Source organism: Actinoallomurus sp. NPDC052308 (genome assembly GCF_040679195.1).
Taxonomy (GTDB): domain Bacteria; phylum Actinomycetota; class Actinomycetes; order Streptosporangiales; family Streptosporangiaceae; genus Actinoallomurus; species Actinoallomurus liliacearum.
On sequence record NZ_JBFAUM010000001.1, the window covers coordinates 588691 to 612366 of the forward strand.

The following is a 23676-nucleotide window of genomic DNA, read 5'->3' on the forward strand; positions in this document are numbered from 1 at the left end:
ATGACACGGTCATCGGACCGGCCGACGGGCGCTGAGGTCGGCGCGGTCGGCGGCGACCTGGCCGGACAGCCAGCCCGCCCGGTCGCTGACGCTCATCCGATGGCCGGTGAGCCGCGGGAACATCGCGGTCATCGCGTCCCCGACGGCCCGGTCGCGGGCGGCGAGGACCGGGAGGAGGTCCGTGCCCGGCGCCTCGGCCGTGGCCCGACGCTCGGCCGCGTCGGCGGCCTCGGCGAGGCGTTCGCCGATCCGGACGGCGTAGGACGCCAGGAACGACCGGCGGAAGGCACGGGTACGGGCGCGGTCGCCGTCCTCGTGGACCAGCGCCGACGTCGCCTGCACCAGGAGGGACGTGAACAGCAGCTCGACAGCGTCCAGGTCGGCGGGGAAGCCCAGCACGGTTCCGAAACCGAGCGACCTGCTCCAGGCGACGCGGCACCGGTTGGCGTCGGCGACGGCGCCCAGCAGCAGGGCCTTGGGCGCCTCGTACGGGCTGTCGATCGGCAGGCGGCGGCCGACGGGTCCGTCGCCGGCCCGTCCGGTCCGCGCGGCGAGGAGCACGGCGTCGACGCGGTGCCGGGCCATCAGCTCCTGGGCCCGCGCGGTCAGCGCCTCCGCCTCCTCGGGGAACTCCGTCGACTCGGCCTTGGCCAGCAGCGCCTGGATCCGGTCGAGCATTCGCCGGTCCGCGCGGCCGCCGCCCGAAGAGGACCGGGCGTCACGCGGGGAGGCCCCGGCGCAGCCGGAGAGGGGCCGGGCGTCGCCGGGGGGCGGGCAGAGCATCTCGAGGCGGGGCAGCGCGCGCAGCAGCGCGGTCAGGCGCAGGGCGTACTGGACGGCCGTGGCGTGGTCGGTGCCGTTGCGGGCCGCCCACTCGGCGAGGTAGGTGTCGTCGTTCCGCCACCAGGTGGTCGCCCCGAGCGCCGCCAGCTGGCCGGACCATCGCTCGTCCACGGTCGCCGCCGCGTACGCGCGCATCTCGGCGGCGATCGCGTCGGTCATCATCCGGCCGGCCCGCCTCCCGTGCGTACGGGTCGCATGGCGTACGAGGTCGGCCGGCTGCCAGCCCAGCCGCCAGGCCGCCGTGACACCGGCCGTCACGGCGTCCGGCAGCGCGCAATCCGCTCCGGGTGTCTCCCGGGGCGACCGGCTCAATCGCCCGGAGGCTCGGCGAAGCGCTGGAGGTAGAGCGGCTCACCGAGCTTCTCCAGGAGCTCCAGCTCCATCTCCAGGTAGTCGATGTGCTCCTCCTCGTCCGCCAGGATCTCCTCGAAGATCCGGGCGGACGTGACGTCACCGCGTGAGCGCATGAGGTCGATGCCCGGGCGCAGGCGGTCGACGGCCTCCATCTCGATGGCGAGGTCCGAGCGGAGCTGCTCGGGCACGCTCTGGCCGATGCGCAGCGGGCTCAGGCGCTGGTAGTTCGGCAGGCCCTCGAGGAAGAGGATGCGGTCGGTCAGGCGTTCGGCGTGCCGCATCTCGTCGAACGACTCGGCGCGCGTGTGCTCGGCGAGCTTCGTGAAGCCCCAGTGTTCCTGCATCTTGGCGTGCAGGAAGTACTGGTTGATGGCCGTCAGCTCGGCGGTGAGCTGCTCGTTCAGCAGCCCGATGATCTCCCTGTCACCTTCCATATCTCCCCATCGTGGCATGGGGAAGCGCCGAGGGAGCCGACCGACCCGCCGGTCAGGCCGCCGCGGTGGTGAGCGCCTCGCCGCGCTCGTCGGCGGCGAAGTGCTGCTCGATCAGGTCGCGGATCCGGTTGACGCACGAGCCGCAGCCGGGGCGCATGCCGCAGGCCGTGCGGACCTCCTTGGCCGAGCAGGCTCCCGCCGCCACATGATCGCGCACGTCATCGTCGGTGACGGCGTGGCAGACACATGCGTACATCGGGGGAGAACCTCTCGGTTGATCCATTAGGTAAGGCTCTCCTAAGATAACGCTCCGTGCGTGACCAGGCAATACGGGGTGCCGTGCGTGCCTGTTCCGTTACAAACCGACATGAACATCCGCGTGTGAGGCGATCACGGCAGGGAAGCTCACCCATGTGACACGCGTATGGCCGGGTGACCCCTATCCCCTCGGCGCCCACTACGACGGCGCCGGCACGAATTTCGCACTCTTCTCCGAAGCGGCCACCCGGGTCGAGCTCTGCCTGTTCGACGACGAGGGCGGGGAGACTCGGCTCGACCTCCCCGAGACATCGGGGTTCGTCTGGCACGGGTACCTGCCGACGGTCGGCCCCGGGCAGCGGTACGGCTACCGGGTGCACGGCCCGTACGACCCGCGCGGCGGGCAGCGCTGCAACCCCGCGAAGCTGCTGCTCGATCCGTACGCCAAGGCGGTCGACGGCGAGGTGGACTGGGACGAGTCGCTGTTCTCCTACCGGTTCGGCGACACGTCCGCCCGCAATGACGACGACAGCGCCCGCCACATGCCGAAGTCCGTGGTGATCAACCCGTACTTCGACTGGATGTCCGACCGCCATCCCCGGACCCCGTACCACGAGACGGTCATCTACGAGGCCCACGTCAAGGGCATGACCAAGCTGAACCCGAACGTCCCGGAGGATCAGCGCGGCACGTACGCGGGGCTGGCGCACCCGTCGATGGTCGACTACTTCAAGGATCTCGGGATCACCGCCGTCGAGCTGATGCCGGTGCACCAGTTCGTGCACGACGACGTCCTGCTCCAGCGGGGCCTGTCGAACTACTGGGGCTACAACACGATCGGCTTCTTCGCCCCGCACAACGGATACTCCTCCACCGGGCAGCTCGGCGAGCAGGTGCAGGAGTTCAAGCTGATGGTGCGGACCCTGCACGAGGCGGGCATCGAGGTGATCCTCGACGTGGTCTACAACCACACCGCCGAGGGCAACCACCTGGGCCCGACCCTGAGCTTCCGGGGCATCGACAACGCCAACTACTACCGGCTCGTCGACGGCGCGCCGGAGTACTACATGGATACCACCGGCACCGGCAACAGCCTCAACGTCCGCCAGCCGCACGCGCTTCAGCTGATCATGGACTCGCTGCGGTACTGGGTGACCGAGATGCACGTGGACGGGTTCCGGTTCGACCTCGCCTCGGCCTTGGCGCGGGAATTCCACGACGTGGACCGGCTGTCGGCGTTCTTCGACCTGGTCCAGCAGGACCCGATCGTCTCGCAGGTCAAGCTGATCGCCGAACCCTGGGACGTCGGCGAGGGCGGCTACCAGGTCGGCAACTTCCCCGCCCTGTGGACGGAGTGGAACGGGAAGTACCGCGACACCATGCGCGACTACTGGCGGGGAGTGGAAGGACGGCTGCCCGAGTTCGGCAGCCGGTTCACCGGCTCCAGCGACCTGTACGCCGACGACGGCCGGCACCCGATCGCCTCGGTCAACTTCGTCACCTGCCACGACGGGTTCACACTGCACGACCTCGTCTCCTACAACGGCAAGCACAACGAGGCGAACGGCGAGGACAACCGGGACGGCGCCGACGACAACCGCTCCTGGAACCACGGCGTCGAGGGCGAGACCGACGACCCGGAGATCATCGCGATCCGCGAGCGGCAGAAGCGGAACATGCTGACCACGCTCCTGCTGTCCCAGGGCGTACCGATGATCTCCCACGGCGACGAGGCGGGCCGCACCCAGCGGGGCAACAACAACGTCTACTGCCAGGACAACGAGCTGTCCTGGATGGACTGGTCCGACTCCCCGACGAACGAGGTCCTGCGGGCGTTCGTACGGCGGGTGACCGAGCTGCGCCGGGAGCACCCGGTGTTCCGGCGCCGCCGCTTCCCGACCGGCGAGGGGGACGTCCTCTGGTACGCCACCTCCGGCCGGCCGATGTCCGACGCCGACTGGCAGACCCCGTACGCGAAGGCGGTGACGGTCTTCCTCGACGGCGACCGCATCGCCGAGCCGGACCGGCGCGGCGAGCCGGTCCGCGACGACTCGTTCCTGCTGTTGTTCAACGCGGCCGACGTCGACCTCGACTTCGTGCTGCCCGATACCGGCGGAGGGATGTGGACCGGCGTGCTCGACACGGCGACCCCCATCGAGGTGTACGAGGACCACGAGCGGCCGGTGGTCCGCGGCGGCGAGAAGGTACGGGTCGAGTCCCGCTCCATCCAGGTGCTGCGTCGTGTCTAGGCGACCGACCGGGACCTACCGGTTGCAGCTGCGCAGGGGCTTCGGGTTCGCCGAGGCCGGCGAACTGGCCGGCTACCTCGCGGCGCTCGGCGTCTCGCACGTGTACCTGTCGCCGATCCTGCAGGCGACCCCCGGCTCCGCGCACGGCTACGACGTCGTCGACCACGCGCGGATCTCCGACGACCTCGGCGGCGAGGAGGCCTTCCGGGCGATGGCGGCCCGGATGCGGGCGCACGGCCTGTCGATCATCGTGGACGTCGTGCCGAACCACATGGCGGTCCCCGCGCCGGAGAACCTGAACAAGCAGTTCTGGGACGTCCTGCGGCAGGGGCCGGACTCCCCGTACGCCCGCTGGTTCGACATCGACTGGTCGCAGGGCGCCGTCGTGGTCCCCGTGCTCGGCTCGCCCGACGACGAGCCGCGCCCGGACGGCGACGTGCTGCGCTACCACGACCACGTCTTCCCGCGCCAGGGCCGCTACCGGGCGGTGCACTGGCGCGAACCGGACCTGAACTACCGCCGCTTCTTCGACATCTCCTCCCTGATCGGGCTGCGGGTCGAGGACCCGAAGGTGTTCGACGCGACCCACGCCGTGATCCTGCGGCTGGTCGACCAGGGCCTCATCGACGGCCTGCGGATCGACCACCCGGACGGGCTCGCGGACCCGCGCGGGTACCTGCGGCGGCTGGAGCGGCCGCGCGGCTGGGTGGTCGTGGAGAAGATCCTCACCGGCGACGAGCCGCTCCCCGCCGACTGGCCCTGCGCGGGCACCACCGGGTACGACGCGCTCGGCATGGTCGGCGGGCTGTTCGTCGACCCGGCGGGCGAGAAGCCGCTGACCGAGGCGTACACCGCGCTGACCGGCGGCCCCGCCGACTTCACCGAGGTCGAGCGCGCCGCCCGGCGCTTCGCGGCCGACCGGATCCTCGTCCCCGAGGTGCGCCGCCTGACCGCGCTGCTGGCGCGGATCCTGCCGGAGGAGGACCCCGGCGCGTTGCGCGAGGTCCTGGTAGAGCTGCTGGTCGCGATGCCGGTCTACCGGGCCTACATGGTGCCCGGCGAGGAGCCGCCGGCCCAGGCCCTGGAGATCGTCGCCCAGGCCGCGGCCGAGGCCCGCGCCGTCCTCCCGGACGGCGACCTGCTCGACAAGGTCATCCCCCTGGTGCTGGGCCTCGGTGGCCGGGACGAGACGCGGGACGAGTTCGTCGTACGGTTCCAGCAGACGTCCGCGCCGATGACCGCCAAGGGCGTCGAGGACACCGCCTTCTACCGCTGGTCGCGGCTGGCCGCGCTGAACGAGGTGGGCGGCGACCCGGCGAGGTTCGCGGTGTCGCCGGAGGAGTTCCACGCCTACTGCGCGCGGATCGCCGCCGACTGGCCGCGCACCCTGACCACGCTGTCGACGCACGACACCAAGCGGCAGGAGGACGTACGGGCGCGGCTGGCCGTTCTGTCGGAGCTGCCGGACGCGTGGGTCGCCGCCGTCGGCCGCTGGCGGTCCCGGGCGCCGGAGAGTCCCCTGGAGCCCGACCTGGACTACCTGATGTGGCAGACGGTCGTCGGCGCGTGGCCGCTGCCGCCCGACCGGCTCAAGGAGTACCTCACCAAGGCGATGCGCGAGGCGAAGACCCGCACGTCCTGGACCGACGGCGACCCGGCGTACGAGGAGGCGGTGCTGGCCCACGCCGACGCGGTGCTGTCCGATCCGACGCTGACCAGGGAGATCGAACGGTTCGTCCGGCGGATCGCCCCGTACGCCCGCGTGAACTCGCTCGGCCAGAAACTGGTGCAGCTCGCCATGCCGGGCGTACCGGACGTGTACCAGGGCTGTGAGCTGACCGGCCTGTCCCTCGTCGACCCCGACAACCGGCGTCCGGTCGACTACGCCCGCCGCCGTGAGCTGCTCGCCGACCTCGACGCCGGGACCACCCCGGCCGACCTGGACGGCGAGAAGCTCCTCCTGACGTCCCGCCTGCTCCGGATGCGGGAGGAGCACCCGGACTGGTTCGACGGCGAGTACGCGCCGGTGCCCGTGACCGGCTCGGCGGCCGCCCACGCCGTGGCGTTCCGGCGCGGCGGCGCGGTGATCGTCGCGACGCGGCTGCCCGCCGGGCTCGAGCGCCGCGGCGGCTGGAGCGACACCCACCTCGACCTGCCCGGCGGCCCCTGGCACGACGTCCTCACCGACCAGTCCTACCCCTCCGGCCTGGAGCTCGACGGGGTCCTCCGGCTGCTCCCGGTCGCCGTCCTGATCGAGGCCGCATGAGGTACGAGGTATGGGCGCCGGCCGCCGAGACCGTCGAGGTGGAGACCGGCGGGACCCGGCACGCGATGACGCGCGCCGAGCGGCCCGGCTGGTGGACGGCGGACGTCGGCGCCGGGACCGGTGAGCCGGACTACGGCTTCGTGCTCGACGGCGATGGACCGTTCCCGGACCCGCGCTCGCCCTGGCAGCCGGACGGAGTGCACGGACCGAGCCGCGCGTACGACCATGATCGATTCAAGTGGTCGGACGAGGGCTGGCGGGGACGGCCGCTGGCAGGCTCCGTCCTGTACGAACTGCACGTCGGGACCTTCACCCCGGAGGGCACGTTCGACGCCGCCGCCGAGCGCCTCGACCACCTCGTCGCCCTCGGCGTCGACGCCGTCGAACTGCTCCCGGTGGCCGCCTTCCCCGGCCGGCACGGCTGGGGGTACGACGGCGTCCACCTGTGGGCGGTGCACGACCCGTACGGCGGCCCGGACGGGCTGAAGCGGTTCGTGGACGCGGCCCACCGGCGCGGCCTCGCGGTCGTCCTCGACGTCGTCTACAACCACCTGGGCCCGAGCGGCAACTACCTGGGCCGCTACGGCCCGTACTTCACCGACGCGCACCAGACGCCCTGGGGCCCGGCGGTCAACGTCGACCAGGCCGGCTCCGACGAGGTCCGCGCGTACATCGTCGGCAACGCGCTGATGTGGCTGCGCGACTACCACCTCGACGGCCTGCGGCTCGACGCCGTCCACGCCATCCGGGACCAGCGCGCCCTGCACCTCCTGGAGGAGCTGGCCGCGTCCGTGTCCCGGCTGAGCGCGCGGACGGGCCGGGAGATGTTCCTCATCGCCGAGTCCGACCTGAACGACCCCCGCCTGGTCACCTCGCGCGAGGCGGGCGGGTACGGCCTGGACGCGCAGTGGAGCGACGACTTCCACCACGCCCTGCACGCCCTGCTCACCGGTGAGCGGCAGGGCTACTACGCCGACTTCGGCTCACCCGCGGTGCTGGCCAAGACGCTGACCCGGGTCTTCCTGCACGACGGGACGTGGTCGTCGTTCCGGGGCCGCACGCACGGCCGGCCGGTCGACACGCACCGGACCCCGGCCCACCGCTTCCTCGGCTTCCTGCAGAACCACGACCAGGTCGGCAACCGCGCCACCGGCGACCGGATCTCCGCGAGCCTGTCCCCAGGCCTGCGCAAGGTCGGGGCGGGGCTGCTGCTGACCGCGCCGTTCACACCCATGCTGTTCATGGGGGAGGAGTGGGGTGCCGACACGCCGTGGCGGTACTTCAGCGACCACCAGGAGCCCGAACTGGCCCGGGCCGTCAGCGAGGGCCGCCGCCGGGAGTTCGCCGACCACGGCTGGGCCTCGGAGGACGTCCCCGACCCCCAGGACCCCGAGACGTACCGCGCCTCGATCCTGAACTGGAGCGAACTCGACGAATCGGACCACCGGGAGCTGTACGAGTGGTACCGCGCGCTGATCGCGCTCCGGCGGGCCGAGCCCGAGCTCACCGACCCCCGCCTCACCGAGGTCGCGGTCGAGCACGGCGAGTCGTGGCTCGTGATCCACCGGGGAGACCTGCGGGTCGCGGTCAACCTGGGCCCGGAACCGCTGCCGCTCCCGGACGGCGACGTGCTCCTCGCCTCCTCGACCGAGGTGGACGGGAGCGGGCTCCCCGGCGAGTCCGTCGTCATCCTGCGAACGCCCGGGCGGGGCCGGACGTGACCCCGCGACCTCGTTACCGCTTGGCCTTGGCCAGGAGGACCAGGCCGATGATCATCCGGATGCCGCCGAACAGCATCGGGCCCCAGGCGACGACGTAGACCCCGCCGCCGCTCCCAGACGCGTGCGAGTACGTGAGCACGGTGATCAGCAACCCGATCACGAAGAACGCCGCGCCGATGCCGATGGCACGGGTGGCCCTGCGGCGCTCCCCGTCATCCACCCCCTGATAGGGCGAGCCCTGGAACGGCGCGTTCTGGGGCGGCCCCTGATACGGCTGCTGCGCGTTCGGATAGGGCTGGTTCGGATACTGCGGATTCGCGTACTGCGGGTTCGCGTACTGCGGGTTCTGCTGCTGGTAGGGCCCCTGGTTCGGCACGTTCTGGTAGGGAGCCTGGAACCCGCCCCCACCCTGCTGCGGAGCGCCCTGGTAGGGGGTGGCGGGAGGAGGAGTCTGCGGGTGGTTCGGCGAGGGCGGTACGGCCCCGGGATATGGCTCTGTCATCTCTTCCGCTCACTCGACGCGGCAGGGTCGTCCTGATCAGGACGCCTGCCACCGTAGTGGAGCGATCGTCGGCCCTACGTGCTGTTTGACCAAGAAGGCCGGATAGACACTGATACGTCCCCCCTCCAAGAGACCCGCGGACGATGGTCCTTGCGGCGTTCGTCCCTCTTGGAGACCACGTTCACCGGCATCCGGCACGGCGACGTCGGCGTGTGGGTAGCCGATGGTCTCGAGCGTGCCGGTCAAGGTGGCCACGTCGGCGCCGGGGTTGATGGCGCCTCCGCCGACGGCAGGTGACGCCGCGACGGGTAGGTGCGCCGCAGCTACGAGATTCAGTGGCGTGGGAGGTGCCGGGTGGTGGTCTCGGCCAGGTTTCGTACGAGGGCGGTCGCGTGGTCGTCGGGGCGGGTGTGGGTGCGGGCCGACACGTCCACCAGGGCGTTGGAGATCCGGAACTGGACGTGCACGTCATAGACCACCGTCCGCCGGAACAGCACCTGGACCGCCAGCGCGTCGACGTGGGCGTACCCTCCCTCGCCCACGCGGACGGGGACGACCGGCCCCTCGGCTCCGGTCTTCCGGGCCCAGCCGGCCAGGTTCCGTTCGGCCCGCGCGGCGCCCGAGGCACGGCCGTCGTGGATCAAGGTCTGGATGCGGAGGCGCACCGTACGGAAGGGGCGATCCCGGCCGGACGGAACGCTGCTCCACTTGCACTCCGACGCGGCGTCGCCGCCCAATCCCAGCGTCGTCCTCGGCCGTGAGTCCTTGGGCTCCCGGGCGCCGTTCCGCACCAGCGGGGCCAGCGCGTCCGGCGGTGGCAGGACCCGGCAGGCGTCGAGCGGGGCGAACCGGCCGTCCGAGGTGAACAACCCGACGTACCAGCAGGCCGCGACGGCGCACCCCGCGGCGACGGCGACCGAGGCACAGGCCAGGACCAGGCGACGGCGAGCGGACATGGGGGGAAGGATCGCATGCCCACGGGTCCGCCACGCGCCGCCGGTGGTACCCGTTGGGGTAGCGAACCGGGTGTTTCCCCGGACGTCGGATACAGGGACCGGTCGGCATGCTGGGCAGTGGATGGGACAGATCAATCCTCCCCCGGATTCCCCCGGGATACGGCCCCGGGCCCGGCGTCCCCCTCCTACGCCGGGCCGGGGCCGGATCACGTACGGGACCGGCTCCGACGGGCCGGAGTATCCGTCCGCGGGGAGGGGGCGAGCTGCGACGTATCGTGTTACCAGGGGTTTTCCGGGTCGACGCCCTCCAGTCGATGGGTCGGCAGGGGGCCGAGGGCGACGGGCGGTGCGGCCGCCGGAGACATTGGCCACTGAACGCGGTGTATCGGGATGGTCACGGCAACCATCAGCGGACGGGATCGGGTGCATGGGCTCCCGGCTGAGAGAACGAGCTTCGTTGGACGTCGGCGGGAGGTGGCCGAGGTCAAGCGGATCCTGGCCGATGCCCGTGTCGTGACACTGACCGGACCGGGCGGAGTGGGCAAGACCAGATTGGCCTCGCGAGTCGCCCTCACCGTGGGCAGGGCGTTCCCCGACGGTGTGTGGCTGGTCGACCTGGCCACGTTGCAGAGCCAGGGGATGCTGGCCCGTGCGGTGATCGAGGCATTGGGAATCCGCGACCGCTCGGCCCGAGCCGCGCTGGACGTCCTCGCCGAGCATCTGCGGAACAAGCGGTTGCTCCTCATCCTCGACAACTGCGAGCACGTGGTGGACGAGTGCGCCGCCGTCACGAGGACGGTGCAGATGACGGCGCCGGATCTGCGGATCCTCGCGACCAGCCGGCAGTCGCTGAGTGTTCCCGGTGAGCAGTTGCTGGAGGTCTCACCGTTGACGATGCCGGGCAGTACCGGCGCGGGCGATCGTGGTCGCGCGCTCGAACGGTTCGAGGCGGTGCGGTTGTTCGCCGAGCGAGGAGCGGACGTCTCGCCCGGTTTCGCCGTCACCGACGCCAACGGCGACGCGGTGGTCGAGATCTGCCGCCGCCTCGACGGGATGCCACTCGCCATCGAGCTGGCCGCCGCACAACTGCGGATCCTGTCACTCGAGCAGCTGCTCGCGAATCTCGAAGACCGTTTTGAGCTGCTCACCGGCTCGGGGAGGCCGCTGCCTCATCACCGGACGCTACGTGCCTTGATCGATTGGAGCTACGACCTGTGCACCGCTGAGGAAAGACTGCTGTGGGCTCGTCTGTCGATCTTCGCGGGGAGCTTCGACCTGGAGGCGGCGGAGACCGTGTGCTCGGGCGAAGGGATCGTTCGCCAGGAGGTCGTCGACCTGGTGGGCGGGATGGTCGATAAATCAATCCTGATCCCGCAACGACACGAAGAAGTCGTCCGATATCGGCTCCTTGAGACCATCCGTCAGTACGGTCGGCAGAAGCTGGACGAGTCCGGGCGGTCGGCCACGTTGCGCCGGCGTCATCGTGACCATTACCGGCGGTTGGCGGCCCAGACGCGCGCTCGGGTGGCGGGGCCGGACCAGAGGTCCTGGCTCCTGCGGCTCGGAACCGAGCACCCGAACCTGCGGGTCGCACTCGAGTACTGCTACACCGAGCCGGGCCAGGCCCGGGCCGGTCTGGCGATGGCGGCCGACCTGATGTACCACTGGATCAGCGGTGTCTTCCTCGGGGAAGGGCGCGCCTGGCTGGAGCGCGGGCTGGCGGCCGAACCCGACCCCAGCGATGTCCGGGCCCACGCCTTGTGGACGAGCAGCGTGTTGGCCGTCATCCAGGGAGACGCATCCGCGGCGGAGACGATGCTCCGGGAATGCCGATCTCTAGGGGATGCTCTCGGGGACCCGATGGCTCTCGCCTACACCGTCTTCTGCACGGGAATGCTGGCGCTGGGGCGAGGCGATGTGACGTCGGCTATCCCGTCGCTCGAAGAGGCCCTCCGGCGTTTCCGTCTCATCGGTTATGACATGGGCGTTGTCGAGGTGCTCATCCGGCTTTGCGTCGCTCATTGCCTCACGGGCGATGAATCGCTGGCCATCTCCATCGGCGAGGAGGCCCGGGCGATTTGCGAGACACAGGGCGAGCATTGGCGCAAGGCGTACAGCTTGGTCGTACTCGGTGCCGCGACCTGTCGGCAGGGCGACACCCGGCGGGCCACCGAACTGGTCTCGGAGGCATTGCGGATCAACCGCTCGTTGGACGATCCACGTGGAGTCGGCGTCGATCTGGAGGTGCTGGCCTGGATCGCCGTCACGGAAGGCCGTTTTCAGCGGGCGGCCCGGCTGTACGGAATCCTGCGGTCGGTCTGGGAGAAGGTCGGCGAGCCTCCGCTGTCGGGATACGCGTATCCGGCCACTTACCGCGAAGATTCCGAATCCAGAACATGCCGCGCCATCGGCGAATATCTCTTCGGTCTCGAGCTTCGGCGCGGTGCCCGGCTCGATGACGACGACGCGCTGGCGTACGCGCTGGAGGAACAGTCCTCCGACGCCGTTCCACGCGCTGAGTCCGACCGGCTGATGCCCCTCACGCGCAAGGAGACCCAGGTGGCTCGGATGATCCGCAAGGGGATGAGCAACAAGGAGATCGCGACGGCGCTGGTGATCGCCCAGCGAACCGCTGAAAGCCACGTCGAGCACATCCTCGGCAAACTGGGGCTGGCTTCTCGTACCCAGATCGCCATCTGGGTCGGGGAGAATGAGCGCGCCCGGGAGCCCGCGGGCCCGGGTTCGGAGGGCGGCGCAGGGTGATCAGGCGAGCGCCTCCGGTTGGAAGGTGCGCCGGTAGGCCAGCGGGGAGACGCCGATCGCCGCGTGCAGGTGCTGGCGGAGGGAGACTGCGGTCCCGAAGCCGGCCCGCCGGGCGATCTGGTCCACCGGCAGGTCGGTCGTCTCCAGGAGGTGCCGGGCGAGTTCGACGCGCTGCCGGGCGAGCCAGCGGCCGGGGCTCATGCCGACCTCCTCGTGGAACCGGCGGGTCAGCGTGCGGATGCTCATCCCGGCCCGGGCGGCGAGCTTGGACAGGGAGATCGGCCGGTCGAGGTGCTCCAGCGCCCAGGAACGGGCCGGCGCGGTGCCCGCGTCGTGCGGCTCGGGGACCGGGCGCTCGATGTACTGCGCCTGACCGCCGTCCCGCCACGGTGGTACGACGACCTGGCGGGCCACCCGATTGGCCACCTCGCTGCCGTGGTCGCGGCGCACCAGGTGGAGGCACAGGTCGATGCCCGAGGCCGCCCCGGCGGAGGTCAGCACGTCACCGTCGTCGACGAACAGCACGTCCGGGTCGACCCGGATCCGGGGGTACCGCCGCTGCAGCTCGGCCGCTTCGTACCAGTGGGTCGTCGCCGGCCGCCCGTCGAGGAGGCCGGCGGCGGCCAGCGCGAAGGAACCGGTGCAGATCGACATGATGCGGGTGCCCGGCCGGATGAGCGCCAGCGCCGCAGCGAGCTCCTCGGGGAGCCGGTCGATCGGCCGGCATTCGCCGAAGGGCGGGACGACCAGGGTGTCGGCGTCGGCCAGCACGGACGCGTCGTGATCGACGGCGATCGAGAAGTCGGCGTGCGTGCGCACGGGCCCGCCGTCCGGCGTGCAGGTCACGACGTCGTACAGCGGCTCGCCCTCCGGCCCGCGCGCACCACCGAAGATCCGCCCGGGAATGCCCAGCTCGAAGGGGATCACGCCGTCCAGTGCCAGGACGACGACACGGTGTGGGGATCGGGCCATGGCCAGATCCTTTCACAGGATGGCCATCGTGCCACTCCCGATCGGCGTGCGGCTGCCGGAGGCTGGGGTCCGTCGCAACCGATGAAACTGAAACGGGAGAGTCGATGAACACCATGCGCGCGATCGTGCAGGAGGCGCCGGGCGGCCCCGAGGTCCTCAGGCTCGCCGAGGTGGAGCGGCCCGAGCCGGGCCTGCTGGAGATCCTGGTCCGGGTGCACGCCGCCGGAGTGAACCCCACGGACTGGAAGAGCCGGGCCCGCGGCGGCTCGATGACCGGGGTGGCGCTGCCGAGGCCCGGCTTCGACGTGTCCGGGGTGGTCGAGGCGGTCGGACGGGGTGTGACGCTGTACGAGCCCGGTGACGAGGTGTTCGGGATGCCGCGCTTTCCCCACCCGGCGGGTGCGTACGCCGAGTACGTCACCGCCCCGGCGCGGCACTTCGCCCGCAAGCCCGCGAGAATCGACCACGTTCACGCGGCCGCGCTTCCGCTGGCCGCGCTGACCGCCTGGCAGGGCCTGGTCGACACGGCGCGGGTCCGAGCCGGTCAGCGGGTCCTCGTGCACGCCGCCGCCGGAGGGGTCGGCCACCTCGCGGTGCAGATCGCCAAGGCCAGGGGCGCGTACGTGATCGGGACCGCCAGCGAGGCGAAGCACGAGTTCGTCCGCGGGCTGGGCGCCGACGAGGTCGTCGACTACACGAAGGTCGACTTCGCCGACGTGGTCCGGGACGTCGACGTCGTGCTCGACGCCGTCGGCGGCGACTACGGCCTCAGGTCCCTGAGGACGCTTCGCGACGGGGGCGTTCTCGTCTCCTTCCTGCCGCCGGCCGACGACGTGCTCGCCGCGGCCGGGAAGCGGGGGATCAGAGCCGGTTGGACGCTGGTCGAGACGGACCACGCGGGGATGAAGGAGATCGCGGCGCTCGTCGAGGAGGGCCGGCTGCGCGCCGAGATCGACTCGGTCTTCCCCCTGGAGGAGGCGGCCAAGGCCCATGAGCACGGAGAGACGGGCCGGACGACCGGCAAGATCGTTCTGACCGTCGCCGGCTGACGTCGGTCAGCGGCCGAGCAGGCGGTCGATGGCGCGGCGGGCGCGTTCGGGGGCCGCCGCGTCGCGGTGGAGCTGGATCGCCTGCTCGGCGGCGAGCGCGACACCGTTCAGCTCGAAGACGAGCTGGTCGACGTCGGTGTCCGCCGGCAGGTCGCCCGCCTCGACGGCCGCGCGGAGCTCCGCGGCGACGTAGCCGGCCCAGCTCGCGAGGGCGGCGAGCACCGCGTCGCGGACCGGACCGGGGCGGCCGTCGAACTCGGTGGCGACCGAGGTGATGAAGCACCCGGCGTTCCCCTCGTCGTCCGCCATGGAGTCGATCCACTCCCCGAAGGCCCGCGCCAGACGGGCGACCCCCGGGTCGGCGCCCGCCACCCGCGCCGGAACGCGGGCGCGGAACCGCTCGGTCGCCGCGTCGAGCGTGGCGAGCTGCAGGGCCTCCTTGGTGCCGAAATGGCCGATGACGCCGGCCTTGCTCATGCCGAGCTCGGTGGCGAGCCGTCCGATGGTGACGCCTTCCAGGCCCTCGGCCGAGGCGAGGGTCAGGGCGCACTCGATGATCCGGGTTCGGGTGGCGGCGGTCTCGACGGCGGACTTGCGCGGGCTCATGACAGCAGCTTAACCTACCGACCGTTCGCTAAATGCGTACGACCGTTCGGTAGCTAAAGAGGTGTCATGAAGATCCATCACCTGAACTGCGGCTCGATGCGCGAGATCGACCCCGGCGGCGAGGAGAACGCTCCGGAGCCCGCCCGCGCCCTGAACCACTGCCTGCTCGTCGAGACCGATGCGGCCGGCCTCGTCCTGGTCGAGACCGGCTTCGGAACGGCCGACATCGCCCGCCCGGAGGAGACCCTCGGCCGTACCTTCCTCGATCGCACACAGGCGCTCCTCGACCCGGGGGAGACCGCCGCACGGCACATCGAGCGCCTCGGTCACTCGGCCGCCGACGTCCGCCACATCGTGCTGACCCACCTCGACCTCGACCACAGCGGCGGGCTGCCGGACTTCCCACATGCCACCGTTCATCTGCACGACGCGGAGTACCGGGCCGCCATGGCCGCCACGAGCGGGCATCCCGAGCACGCGCTGCGCTACCGGCCTGCGCACTGGGCGCACCGCCCGCACTGGCGGACCTACGAATCGCGGAAGGGCGCGTCGTGGTTCGGGTTCGACGCGATCGAACTCGACGGCCTGCCCCCGGAGATCCTCCTCGTCCCGCTGGCCGGGCACACCGAGGGCCACTGCGCCGTGGCCGTACGCGACGGCGACCGCTGGCTCCTGCACGCCGGTGACGCCTTCTACCACCACGGTCAGGTCGAGCCGGAGGGCCGCTGGTCGATGCCCCTGTGGGAGGCGCTGGAGGAGATCACCGAGGTCGACCGGCCGCTGCGCATGGCCAACCAGGCCCGCCTGCGCGAGCTCCTGCGCGACCACGGCGACGAGGTCGACGTCTTCTCGGCCCACGACCCCTGGGCCTTCGCCCGCCTCGCCGCCGGGGGAGCCGGTCACGCCTCGTGACCCCGTACGCACCCTGAGCTGGGAAGGTCTGCTCAGGGCGGAGGGTCTTTACTTTGCATTAGTGCGGTTATCGGTATGTCTTGTTCAGCCCTACGACTGGAAGATCGCAGGTCAAGGCCCCGCTACTGCCGAGGAAACGTTCTTGAATAGCTCTACGATCGGTTCATGACCTCAGTTCTGCTCGCCGAGGACGACACGTCCATATCCGAGCCTCTCGCCAGAGCGCTGCGGCGGGAGGGATACAACGTCGAAGTCAGTCCCGACGGTCCACAGGCGCTCGAGCGGGCGCTCGGGGGTGGGGTGGACCTCATCGTCCTGGACCTCGGCCTGCCCGAGCTCGACGGGCTCGAAGTGGCTCGGCGCGTACGCGCCGAGGGCCACGGCGTGCCGATCCTCATCCTCACCGCCCGCGCCGACGAGGTGGACACCGTCGTGGGCCTCGACGCCGGCGCCGACGACTACGTCACCAAGCCGTTCCGTCTCGCCGAGCTCCTGGCCCGCGTCCGCGCGCTGCTGCGCCGGGGCAGCACCGAGACGCCCATCGTCCAGGGCGTCCGAATAGACGCCGAGTCCCGGCGCGCCTGGATGGGCGACCAGGAGCTCCAGCTGACGACCAAGGAGTTCGACCTGCTGCGCGTGCTGGTCCGCGACGCGGGCAAGGTCGTCACCCGAGAGCAGATCATGCGGGAGGTGTGGGACACCAACTGGTGGGGTTCCACGAAGACCCTCGACATGCACATCTCCTGGCTTCGGCGCAAGCTAGGGGATGACGCGGGCAGCCCGCGTTACATCACGACCGTACGAGGAGTGGGTTTCCGCTTCGAGCGCGGTGACTAGTCGTGTGAACCCGGCGTGACCACCCCCTGGTCACGTCCCGGGCGAAAGAGAGGGACCCCCATGAGGCGACGGCTTCTGCTGTCGACGCTGGCCGTCGCGGTCGTCGCCGTGCTCCTGCTCGGCATCCCGCTGGCGTACTCGACCCATCGGCTCCTCTACGACGAGGCGGAGCAGCAGGTCGAGCGGGAGGCGGCGACCGTGGTGGCCGGCGTGAACCTGAAACAGGAAGGCAAGCAGTCCGTCATCGGCGACCAGATCGCCAAGGAATTCCCCAGCCGCTACATCGTCATCACCCTGGCCAACGACGAGGTGATCACGGCCGGGGTCGCGCCGCCCAAGGGCGCGCACGTCATCAGGAAGACCGCGAACGACCGCGGCGTCCGGGTCCAGGTGTCCCGGGACGCCGCCGACATCGAGGCCGAGGCGCTGCGCACGCTGGTGCTGATCGGCAGCCTCGTCGTGCTGGGCGTCGGGGTGGCGGTCGGGCTGGCGATGGTGCAGGCGCGCAAGCTCACCCTGCCGCTGATCGACCTGGCCGAGACCGCCGACCGCCTCGGATCCGGCAACGCGCGGCCGCGCCGCCGCCGGTACGGCGTGCCCGAGGTCGACCGGGTCGCGGAGGTGCTGGACCGCAGCGCCGTGCGGATCGCCGACCTGCTCGCCGCGAGCCGGGAGTTCGCCTCCGACGCCAGCCACCAGTTGCGTACGCCGCTGACGGCGCTGTCCATGCGGCTGGAGGAGATGATCGAGGCCGCGGAGTACCCGGACATCGTCCGGGAGGAGGGCGCCGCGGCGGCCGCGCAGGTCGAGCGCCTCGCGGCGGTCGTCGAGCAGCTCCTCGCCCGCGCCAAGCACGACCCCACGGGTGACGCGGTCCCCGTCGACGTCGACGACATCGTCGCGCAGCAGGTGGAGGAGTGGGAGCCGGTCTTCCGGCGGGAGGGACGCCGGCTGGAGGTCTCCGGCGTGACGGAGCTCACCGCCGTGGCCAGCCCCGGCGGCCTGTCACAGATCGTCGCCACCCTGCTGGACAACTCGCTGGTGCACGGGGACGGCACGGTCGCCATCCACACCAAGGAGACGCCGACGTCGATCGTCGTGGAGGTCGGGGACGAGGGCGTGGGCGTGCCTCCTGAGCTGGAACGCCGCGTCTTCGACCGCAACGTCAGCGGACGGTGGCAGGGGACCGGGCTCGGCCTCTACCTCGCGCGTTCGCTGGCGACCGCGGACGGCGGCCGGCTCGAGCTCGTACGCGCCCGGCCCGCCACCTTCGCGATCTTCCTGCGGAAGGGCGACGAGGTGCTGCGGGCGCGCGAGCGCGTCGTCAGCGGTCCCGCTTGACGGCCTGCCCGGCGGGCACCCGGGGCGGGGGCGGCGCGGCGTCGCCCCCAACGGGCTCCGCGGCCTCGGGCAGCCCGGTGTGCGGGTCGACCGGCGGCGCGGCCGGCGGCAGGAACACCCACTTCTTGTACGCCCAGTAGCGGAACAGGGTCGCCACGCCGGTGCCGACGATCTGCGACACGTTGAACGCCAGGCCGCCCCGGATGCCGAGGACGTAGTGGGTGAAGCCGATGAACACCCAGGTGATCACCAGGCCGACGCCGTTGAACACGAAGAACAGGACGTACTCCCGGCCCAGGCCCGACCTGTCGCGGTGGCGGAACGTCCAGAACCGGTTGGCGAAGTACGAGAACGTCGTCGCCGCGATCGTCCCAACGCCGAACGACGTCAGCGGGCCGACATGGAAACCGAGGTGCAGGGTGTCGGAGATGCCGATGGTGATGATGAAGTTCAGCACGCCGATCGTCCCGAACGCCGCGAGCTCATGGAACAGGTGCGCGAATCTCCGATAGAGATGACTGACGAAGCTCACGAAGCGGGACCTCTCATTCCGGATGGCGGCTGATCGCACGTCGCTCGGCGAAGCCCGGATCAATCGATACCCCTGGCCTACGAGGTTAGACGGCGTTCCCGGACCCGTTGTTCCCGCGCTCGTCGCCCGGCGAACCCGCTCTCTGAGCACGGCGGATAGGCTTCCCACGTGACGGACAGGCAAGAGATACCAGTCGTCGGCATGGTCGGCGGCGGGCAGCTGGCCCGGATGACGCAGCAGGCGGCGATCGCACTCGGCGTGCCGCTGCGGGTGCTCAGCGACAGCGCCCACGCGTCGGCGGCCAAGGTGATCGCCGACGTGCGCATCGGTGACCACCGCTCCCTCGACGACCTGCGCGCCTTCGCCAAGGGCGCCGACGTGGTGACCTGGGACCACGAGCACGTGCCCGGCGAGCACATCCAGGCGCTGGAGGCCGACGGCGTCGCCTGCCGCCCCGGATCCGGGGCGCTGCTGCACGCCCAGGACAAGCGGGTCATGCGCGAACGCCTCACCGCCCTCGGCGCGCCGTGCCCGGAGTTCGTCGTGCTCGACCCCGAGGCGCCCCTGGCGACCCTGGAAAGTTTCGCGGAGCGGACGGGCTGGCCGGTCGTGCTCAAGGCGACACGCGGCGGCTACGACGGCAAGGGCGTGTGGGTCTGCGCGTCCCTGGAGGAGGCCCGCGCCGTCGTCGAGCGCGCCGCCGCGGAGGGCGTCGGCCTGCTCGCCGAGCGGCACGTTCCGTTCCGCCGGGAGCTGGCCGCCCTCGTCGCCCGCTCGCCGTACGGGCAGGGCGCCGCGTACCCGATCGTGGAGACCGTCCAGACCGACGGGATCTGCACCGAGGTGATCGCGCCCGCGCCGGGCCTGGACTCCGACCGCGCCGAGGAGGCGCAGCGACTCGCGCTCGGCCTCGCCGACGCCCTCGGCGTGACCGGGCTGCTGGCCGTCGAGCTGTTCGAGACCGAGGACGGCGTCCTCGTCAACGAGCTGGCGATGCGGCCGCACAACTCCGGGCACTGGACGATCGAGGGCTCGCGCACCTCGCAGTTCGAGCAGCACCTGCGCGCCGTCCTCGACCTGCCGCTCGGCGACACGACGCCCACCGCGCCGTACACCGTCATGGCGAACGTCCTGGGCGGCGACGACCCGGAGATCTACAAGCGTTACATCCACGTCATGGCCCACGACCCCGCCGTGAAGGTGCACTTCTACGGCAAGGAGGTCCGGCCCGGCCGCAAGATCGGCCACGTCACCGCGCTCGGCGACGACCTGGAGGAGACCCGCGAGCGGGCCCGCCACGCCGCCGACTACCTGAGGAAAGGGACCGCATGACCGTCGGCGTCGTGATGGGCAGCGACTCGGACTGGCCCGTGATGAAGGCCGCCGCCGAGGCGCTGGAGGAGTTCGACGTCCCGTACGAGGCGGACGTGGTCTCCGCGCACCGGATGCCGCAGGACATGATCGCGTACGGTTCGGAGGCCGCCTCCCGCGGGCTCCGGGTGATCATCGCCGGCGCGGGCGGCGCCGCCCACCTGCCGGGCATGCTCGCCGCCGTGACCCCGCTCCCGGTGATCGGGGTGCCGGTACCCCTGAAGTACCTCGACGGCATGGACTCGCTGCTGTCGATCGCGCAGATGCCGGCCGGCGTGCCGGTGGCGACCGTCGCGATCGGCAACGCCCGCAACGCCGGCCTGCTGGCCGTCCGGATCCTCGCCGCGAGCGACCCGGAGCTGCGCGAGCGCATGGAGGACTTCCAGCGCGACCTGCACGCCCAGGCCAAGCGCAAGGGCGAACGCCTCCGCCGCGCCTAGCCGTCGCCGTTGAGCGTGGTTCCGCCTGTCGCGCCGGTCTTGAGTGGACATCCTTCCCCTGCTCGCAGGGGAACTCCCCCCGTCCTGATCAGGGCGGGGGGAGTTCTTGCTGTTCACCGGCCTACTTCAGGAGCTGGCGGGCCATCACGACGCGCTGGATCTGGTTGGTGCCCTCGTAGATCTGGGTGATCTTGGCGTCGCGCATCATGCGCTCGACCGGGTAGTCCCTGACGTAGCCGTAGCCGCCGAGGAGCTGGACGGCGTCGGTGGTGATCTCCATCGCCGCGTCGGAGGCGAAGCACTTGGCGGCCGAGGAGACGAAGGTCAGGTCCGCGATCTTCTCGCCCTCCATCGCCCGCTCGGACTTGGCAGCGGCGGCGTAGGTGAGCTGGCGGGCCGCCTCGAGCTTCATCGCCATGTCCGCGAGCATGAACTGCACGCCCTGGAAGTCGCCGATCGGCTTGCCGAACTGCTTGCGCTCCTTGACGTACCCGATGGCGTAGTCCAGCGCGCCCTGGGCGATGCCGAGGGCCTGGGCCGCGATGGTGATCCGGGTGTGGTCGAGCGTGGCGAGGGCGGTCTTGAAGCCCGTGCCCTCGTCGCCGATGATCCGGTCGGCCGGGATCCGGACGTCGTCCATGATGACCTCGCGGGTCGGCGAGCCCTTGATGCCGAGCTTCTTCTCCGGTGCGCCGAAGCTCACCCCCGGGTCGTTCTTCTCGACCACGAAGGCGGAGATGCCGCGGGCGCCCTTCTCCGGGTCGGTGACGGCCATCACGGTGTAGTACTCCGAGACGCCCGCGTTGGTGATCCACCGCTTGGTGCCGTTGAGGACCCAGTGGTCGCCGTCGCGTACGGCCCGGGTCTTCATCGCGGCCGCGTCGCTGCCCGCCTCCGGCTCCGACAGCGCGTACGAGAACATGGCCTCGCCGCGGGCGACCGGGCTCAAGTAGCGTTTTTTCAGGTCTTCGGAGCCGGAGAGGAGAATGGGAACGGTTCCGAGCTTGTTCACCGCCGGGATGAGGGACGAGGCGGCACAGGCTCGAGCGACCTCTTCGATGACGATCACCGTGGCGAGGGCGTCGGCGCCGACTCCCTCGTACGCCTCGGGGACGTGCACGGCGTGCAGGTCCGCCTGCACGAGCGCGTCATAGACGGCCTGGGGGAACTCCCCGGTCTCGTCGGTCTCCGCGGCTCGCGGAGCGATCTTGTCATCGGCCAGCGAGCGAACCGTCTCGCGGAGCATCCGGTGCTCTTCAGAGAGTTCGTACAGAGGAAAGTCTGCGGTCATGTGCCGATCGTACGCGGTAAACCTACTCGCCAGTAGGGCCGATAGCATGCCGAGCGGCCCGTGGGGGACGTAGACGGGGTCGGGCACGGAACTCTGAGGAAAGGAGGCGGGACCTTGGCACAGCGCTTGACCGTGATCGGTACCGGCTACCTGGGCGCCACCCACGCGGCATGCATGGCCGACCTGGGATTCGAGGTCCTGGGCGTGGACGTGGACGCCGAGAAGATCGCCCGACTGACCCGAGGCGACCTTCCGTTCTACGAACCGGGCCTCGAGCCGATCCTGCGCCGCAACCTGGAGAACGGACGGCTGCGGTTCACGACGTCGTACGAGGAGGCCGCCGAGTTCGGCGACGTGCACTTCATCTGCGTCGGCACGCCGCAGAAGCCCGGCGAGTACGCCGCAGACATGCGCTACGTCGACGACACGGTCGACTCCCTCGCGCCCCTGCTCACCCGGGCCTGCGTCGTCGTCGGCAAGTCGACCGTACCGGTCGGCACGGCCGAGCGGCTCGCGCTGCGGCTGACGGAGCGCTCCCCGGCCGGAGACGTCGTCGAACTCGCATGGAATCCCGAGTTCCTCCGCGAGGGATACGCCGTCGAGGACACCCTGCACCCGGACCGCCTCGTCGTCGGCGTCCGGTCCGACCGCGCGGAGAAGGTCCTGCGCGAGGTGTACGCCTCGATGATCGCCGACGGCGTTCCCTTCATCGTCAGCGACTTCCCCACCGCGGAGCTGGTCAAGGTGTCGGCGAACGCCTTCCTCGCGACGAAGATCTCGTTCATCAACGCGATGGCCGAGGTCTGCGAGGCCGCGCACGCCGATGTGACGAAGCTCTCCGAGGCCCTCTCCTACGACGACCGGATCGGCGGCAAGTTCCTCGGCCCGGGGCTCGGCTTCGGCGGCGGCTGCCTGCCGAAGGACATCCGGGCGTTCATGGCCCGCGCCGGCGAACTCGGCGTCGACCAGGCGCTGTCGTTCCTGCGCGAGGTGGACGCCATCAACATCCGGCGCCGCATCCGCATGGTCGACCTGGCGCGTGAGCTGCTGGGCGGTTCGTTCATCGGCCGTACGGTCGGCGTCCTCGGCGCGGCGTTCAAGCCGAACTCCGACGACATCCGCGACTCGCCCGCCCTCGACGTCGCGACGTCCATCCGCGCGCAGGGCGGTCAGGTGACGGTGTACGACCCGCAGGCGCTGGACAACGCCCGCCGGGCGCACCCGGACCTGACCTACGGCTCGTCCGCGATGGACTCCGTCGACGGCGCGCACGTCGTGCTGCTGCTCACGGAGTGGAAGGAGTTCCGGGAGCTCGATCCGGAGGTCCTGGGCGGCGCGGTGGCCGAGCGCAATATCGTCGATGGCCGCAACGCGCTCGACCCCGAGCGGTGGCGCGCGGCGGGCTGGCAGTACCGCGCGCTCGGCCGTCCGTAGCCCTATCGTCCGACCGCCCGGCCCGAGTGGCCGGGCGGTCGCGTACGTCGATCGGGAAGGCGGCGGGCCGCCCGGTGGTTGGCACGGTCATGAGCGAGTCCTACGCCGATGAGGCGGTCATCCGCCGGGTCCTGCTCGAATCGCGGACCTGGGCCTTCGTCGGGCTGCGCGACAACCCGGGCCGGACCGCGTACGACATGGCCCAGTTGCTGCAGTCCCGCGGCAAGACCATCGTCCCCGTCCATCCCGGCGCCGAGACCGTCCTCGGGGAGCCGGGGGTCCCGTCGCTGGCCGAGGTCGCGCGGCGGGTGGACGTCGTCGGCGTCTACCGGCGCGCCGAGCACGCGGGCGAGGCCGCCGACGAGGCGATCAAGCTGTTCGCGGCGTACGGTCCGCGTGGGGACGGCGAGGTACGGGCGGTGTGGTTCCCGCTCGACGTGATCGACGAGACCGCCGCGCGGCGGGTTCGCGACGCCGGGATCGACGTCGTCATGGACCGCTGCCCGGCCATCGAGTGGGCCCGCCTGGGCCTGCCTCGCTGAGAC

Annotated in this window: 21 protein-coding genes; 12 read left to right on the forward strand and 9 right to left on the reverse strand. The window is 71.1% G+C overall.

Translation table 11 applies throughout. The annotated features are described in order from the left end of the window. Positions 1-9: 9 nt before the first annotated feature. From AB0L00_RS03105 to AB0L00_RS03115, 3 genes are read right to left on the reverse strand one after another with little or no spacing between them, the layout of a single operon-like run. Complete coding sequence (locus AB0L00_RS03105; protein WP_364427539.1) at positions 10-1155, reverse strand: DUF2786 domain-containing protein; 1146 nt, start codon at positions 1153-1155, stop codon at positions 10-12. Next, positions 1152-1631, reverse strand: a complete 480-nt coding sequence (gene bfr / locus AB0L00_RS03110) for a bacterioferritin (RefSeq protein WP_364427542.1) — start codon at positions 1629-1631, stop codon at positions 1152-1154. The genes AB0L00_RS03105 and bfr overlap by 4 nt, the downstream gene beginning before the upstream one ends. A gap of 52 nt (positions 1632-1683) precedes the next feature. Next, complete coding sequence (locus AB0L00_RS03115; RefSeq protein WP_345353282.1) at positions 1684-1887, reverse strand: (2Fe-2S)-binding protein; 204 nt, start codon at positions 1885-1887, stop codon at positions 1684-1686. 157 nt (positions 1888-2044) lie between these two features. Here AB0L00_RS03115 and glgX point away from each other — a divergent pair, with 157 nt between their 5' ends. From glgX to treZ, 3 genes are read left to right on the forward strand one after another with little or no spacing between them, the layout of a single operon-like run. Continuing rightward, entirely contained in the window at positions 2045-4138 is a 2094-nt protein-coding gene (gene glgX / locus AB0L00_RS03120) for a glycogen debranching protein GlgX (protein ID WP_364427545.1), read from the forward strand. Continuing rightward, entirely contained in the window at positions 4131-6404 is a 2274-nt protein-coding gene (treY, locus tag AB0L00_RS03125; protein ID WP_364427548.1) for a malto-oligosyltrehalose synthase, read from the forward strand. The genes glgX and treY overlap by 8 nt, the downstream gene beginning before the upstream one ends. After that, entirely contained in the window at positions 6401-8125 is a 1725-nt protein-coding gene (gene treZ, locus AB0L00_RS03130) for a malto-oligosyltrehalose trehalohydrolase (RefSeq protein WP_364427551.1), read from the forward strand. Before treY ends, treZ begins: the two co-directional genes overlap by 4 nt. Before the next feature lie 13 nt (positions 8126-8138). Here treZ and AB0L00_RS03135 read toward each other — a convergent pair whose 3' ends face one another. Both AB0L00_RS03135 and AB0L00_RS03140 read right to left on the reverse strand, forming a co-directional pair. Further along, positions 8139-8627 carry a hypothetical protein gene (locus tag AB0L00_RS03135; protein ID WP_364427553.1) on the reverse strand — a complete coding sequence of 163 codons (489 nt, stop codon included), beginning with the start codon at positions 8625-8627 and terminating at the stop codon, positions 8139-8141. 332 nt (positions 8628-8959) lie between these two features. Next, positions 8960-9583: a hypothetical protein gene (locus AB0L00_RS03140; RefSeq protein WP_364427556.1), complete on the reverse strand. Its 624-nt coding sequence runs from the start codon at positions 9581-9583 to the stop codon at positions 8960-8962. A gap of 474 nt (positions 9584-10057) precedes the next feature. Between AB0L00_RS03140 and AB0L00_RS03145 the strand changes: the two genes are divergently transcribed. Continuing rightward, the gene (locus tag AB0L00_RS03145) at positions 10058-12346 is read left to right on the forward strand and encodes a LuxR C-terminal-related transcriptional regulator (protein WP_364427559.1); all 2289 of its coding nucleotides are present in this window, start codon (positions 10058-10060) and stop codon (positions 12344-12346) included. Here the strand turns inward: AB0L00_RS03145 and AB0L00_RS03150 are convergent, their stop codons facing one another. Continuing rightward, entirely contained in the window at positions 12347-13318 is a 972-nt protein-coding gene (locus tag AB0L00_RS03150) for a helix-turn-helix domain-containing protein (protein WP_364427562.1), read from the reverse strand. A gap of 113 nt (positions 13319-13431) precedes the next feature. Between AB0L00_RS03150 and AB0L00_RS03155 the strand changes: the two genes are divergently transcribed. Continuing rightward, complete coding sequence (locus AB0L00_RS03155; protein ID WP_364428977.1) at positions 13432-14367, forward strand: NADP-dependent oxidoreductase; 936 nt, start codon at positions 13432-13434, stop codon at positions 14365-14367. Positions 14368-14373: 6 nt separating this feature from the next. Here the strand turns inward: AB0L00_RS03155 and AB0L00_RS03160 are convergent, their stop codons facing one another. Further along, positions 14374-14973, reverse strand: a complete 600-nt coding sequence (locus AB0L00_RS03160; protein WP_364427565.1) for a TetR/AcrR family transcriptional regulator — start codon at positions 14971-14973, stop codon at positions 14374-14376. Between the two features lie 66 nt (positions 14974-15039). Between AB0L00_RS03160 and AB0L00_RS03165 the strand changes: the two genes are divergently transcribed. The 3 genes from AB0L00_RS03165 to AB0L00_RS03175 all read left to right on the forward strand — a co-directional run bounded on the left by AB0L00_RS03165 (position 15040) and on the right by AB0L00_RS03175 (position 18063). Beyond that, entirely contained in the window at positions 15040-15885 is an 846-nt protein-coding gene (locus AB0L00_RS03165; RefSeq protein ID WP_364427567.1) for an MBL fold metallo-hydrolase, read from the forward strand. Positions 15886-16050: 165 nt separating this feature from the next. Further along, entirely contained in the window at positions 16051-16722 is a 672-nt protein-coding gene (locus AB0L00_RS03170) for a response regulator transcription factor (RefSeq protein ID WP_141956913.1), read from the forward strand. A gap of 60 nt (positions 16723-16782) precedes the next feature. Further along, positions 16783-18063 (forward strand): HAMP domain-containing sensor histidine kinase, encoded by a 1281-nt coding sequence (locus AB0L00_RS03175; protein ID WP_364427570.1) that lies wholly within the window; start codon positions 16783-16785, stop codon positions 18061-18063. Here AB0L00_RS03175 and AB0L00_RS03180 read toward each other — a convergent pair. Beyond that, on the reverse strand, positions 18047-18595 hold the full coding sequence (locus AB0L00_RS03180; RefSeq protein WP_364427572.1) for a GtrA family protein: 549 nt from the start codon (positions 18593-18595) through the stop codon (positions 18047-18049). The two genes, AB0L00_RS03175 and AB0L00_RS03180, sit on opposite strands and share 17 nt — an antisense overlap. A 168-nt stretch (positions 18596-18763) precedes the next feature. Between AB0L00_RS03180 and AB0L00_RS03185 the strand changes: the two genes are divergently transcribed. After that, complete coding sequence (locus tag AB0L00_RS03185; RefSeq protein ID WP_364427575.1) at positions 18764-19927, forward strand: 5-(carboxyamino)imidazole ribonucleotide synthase; 1164 nt, start codon at positions 18764-18766, stop codon at positions 19925-19927. Beyond that, the gene (purE, locus tag AB0L00_RS03190) at positions 19924-20406 is read left to right on the forward strand and encodes a 5-(carboxyamino)imidazole ribonucleotide mutase (RefSeq protein ID WP_364427578.1); all 483 of its coding nucleotides are present in this window, start codon (positions 19924-19926) and stop codon (positions 20404-20406) included. Before AB0L00_RS03185 ends, purE begins: the two co-directional genes overlap by 4 nt. A gap of 121 nt (positions 20407-20527) precedes the next feature. Here purE and AB0L00_RS03195 read toward each other — a convergent pair whose 3' ends face one another. Then, positions 20528-21697 carry an acyl-CoA dehydrogenase gene (locus AB0L00_RS03195; protein WP_364427580.1) on the reverse strand — a complete coding sequence of 390 codons (1170 nt, stop codon included), beginning with the start codon at positions 21695-21697 and terminating at the stop codon, positions 20528-20530. Between the two features lie 114 nt (positions 21698-21811). Here AB0L00_RS03195 and AB0L00_RS03200 point away from each other — a divergent pair, with 114 nt between their 5' ends. Beyond that, positions 21812-23131, forward strand: a complete 1320-nt coding sequence (locus tag AB0L00_RS03200; RefSeq protein ID WP_364427583.1) for a UDP-glucose/GDP-mannose dehydrogenase family protein — start codon at positions 21812-21814, stop codon at positions 23129-23131. Between the two features lie 89 nt (positions 23132-23220). Beyond that, entirely contained in the window at positions 23221-23673 is a 453-nt protein-coding gene (locus AB0L00_RS03205; protein WP_364427585.1) for a CoA-binding protein, read from the forward strand. Positions 23674-23676 lie beyond the last annotated feature (3 nt).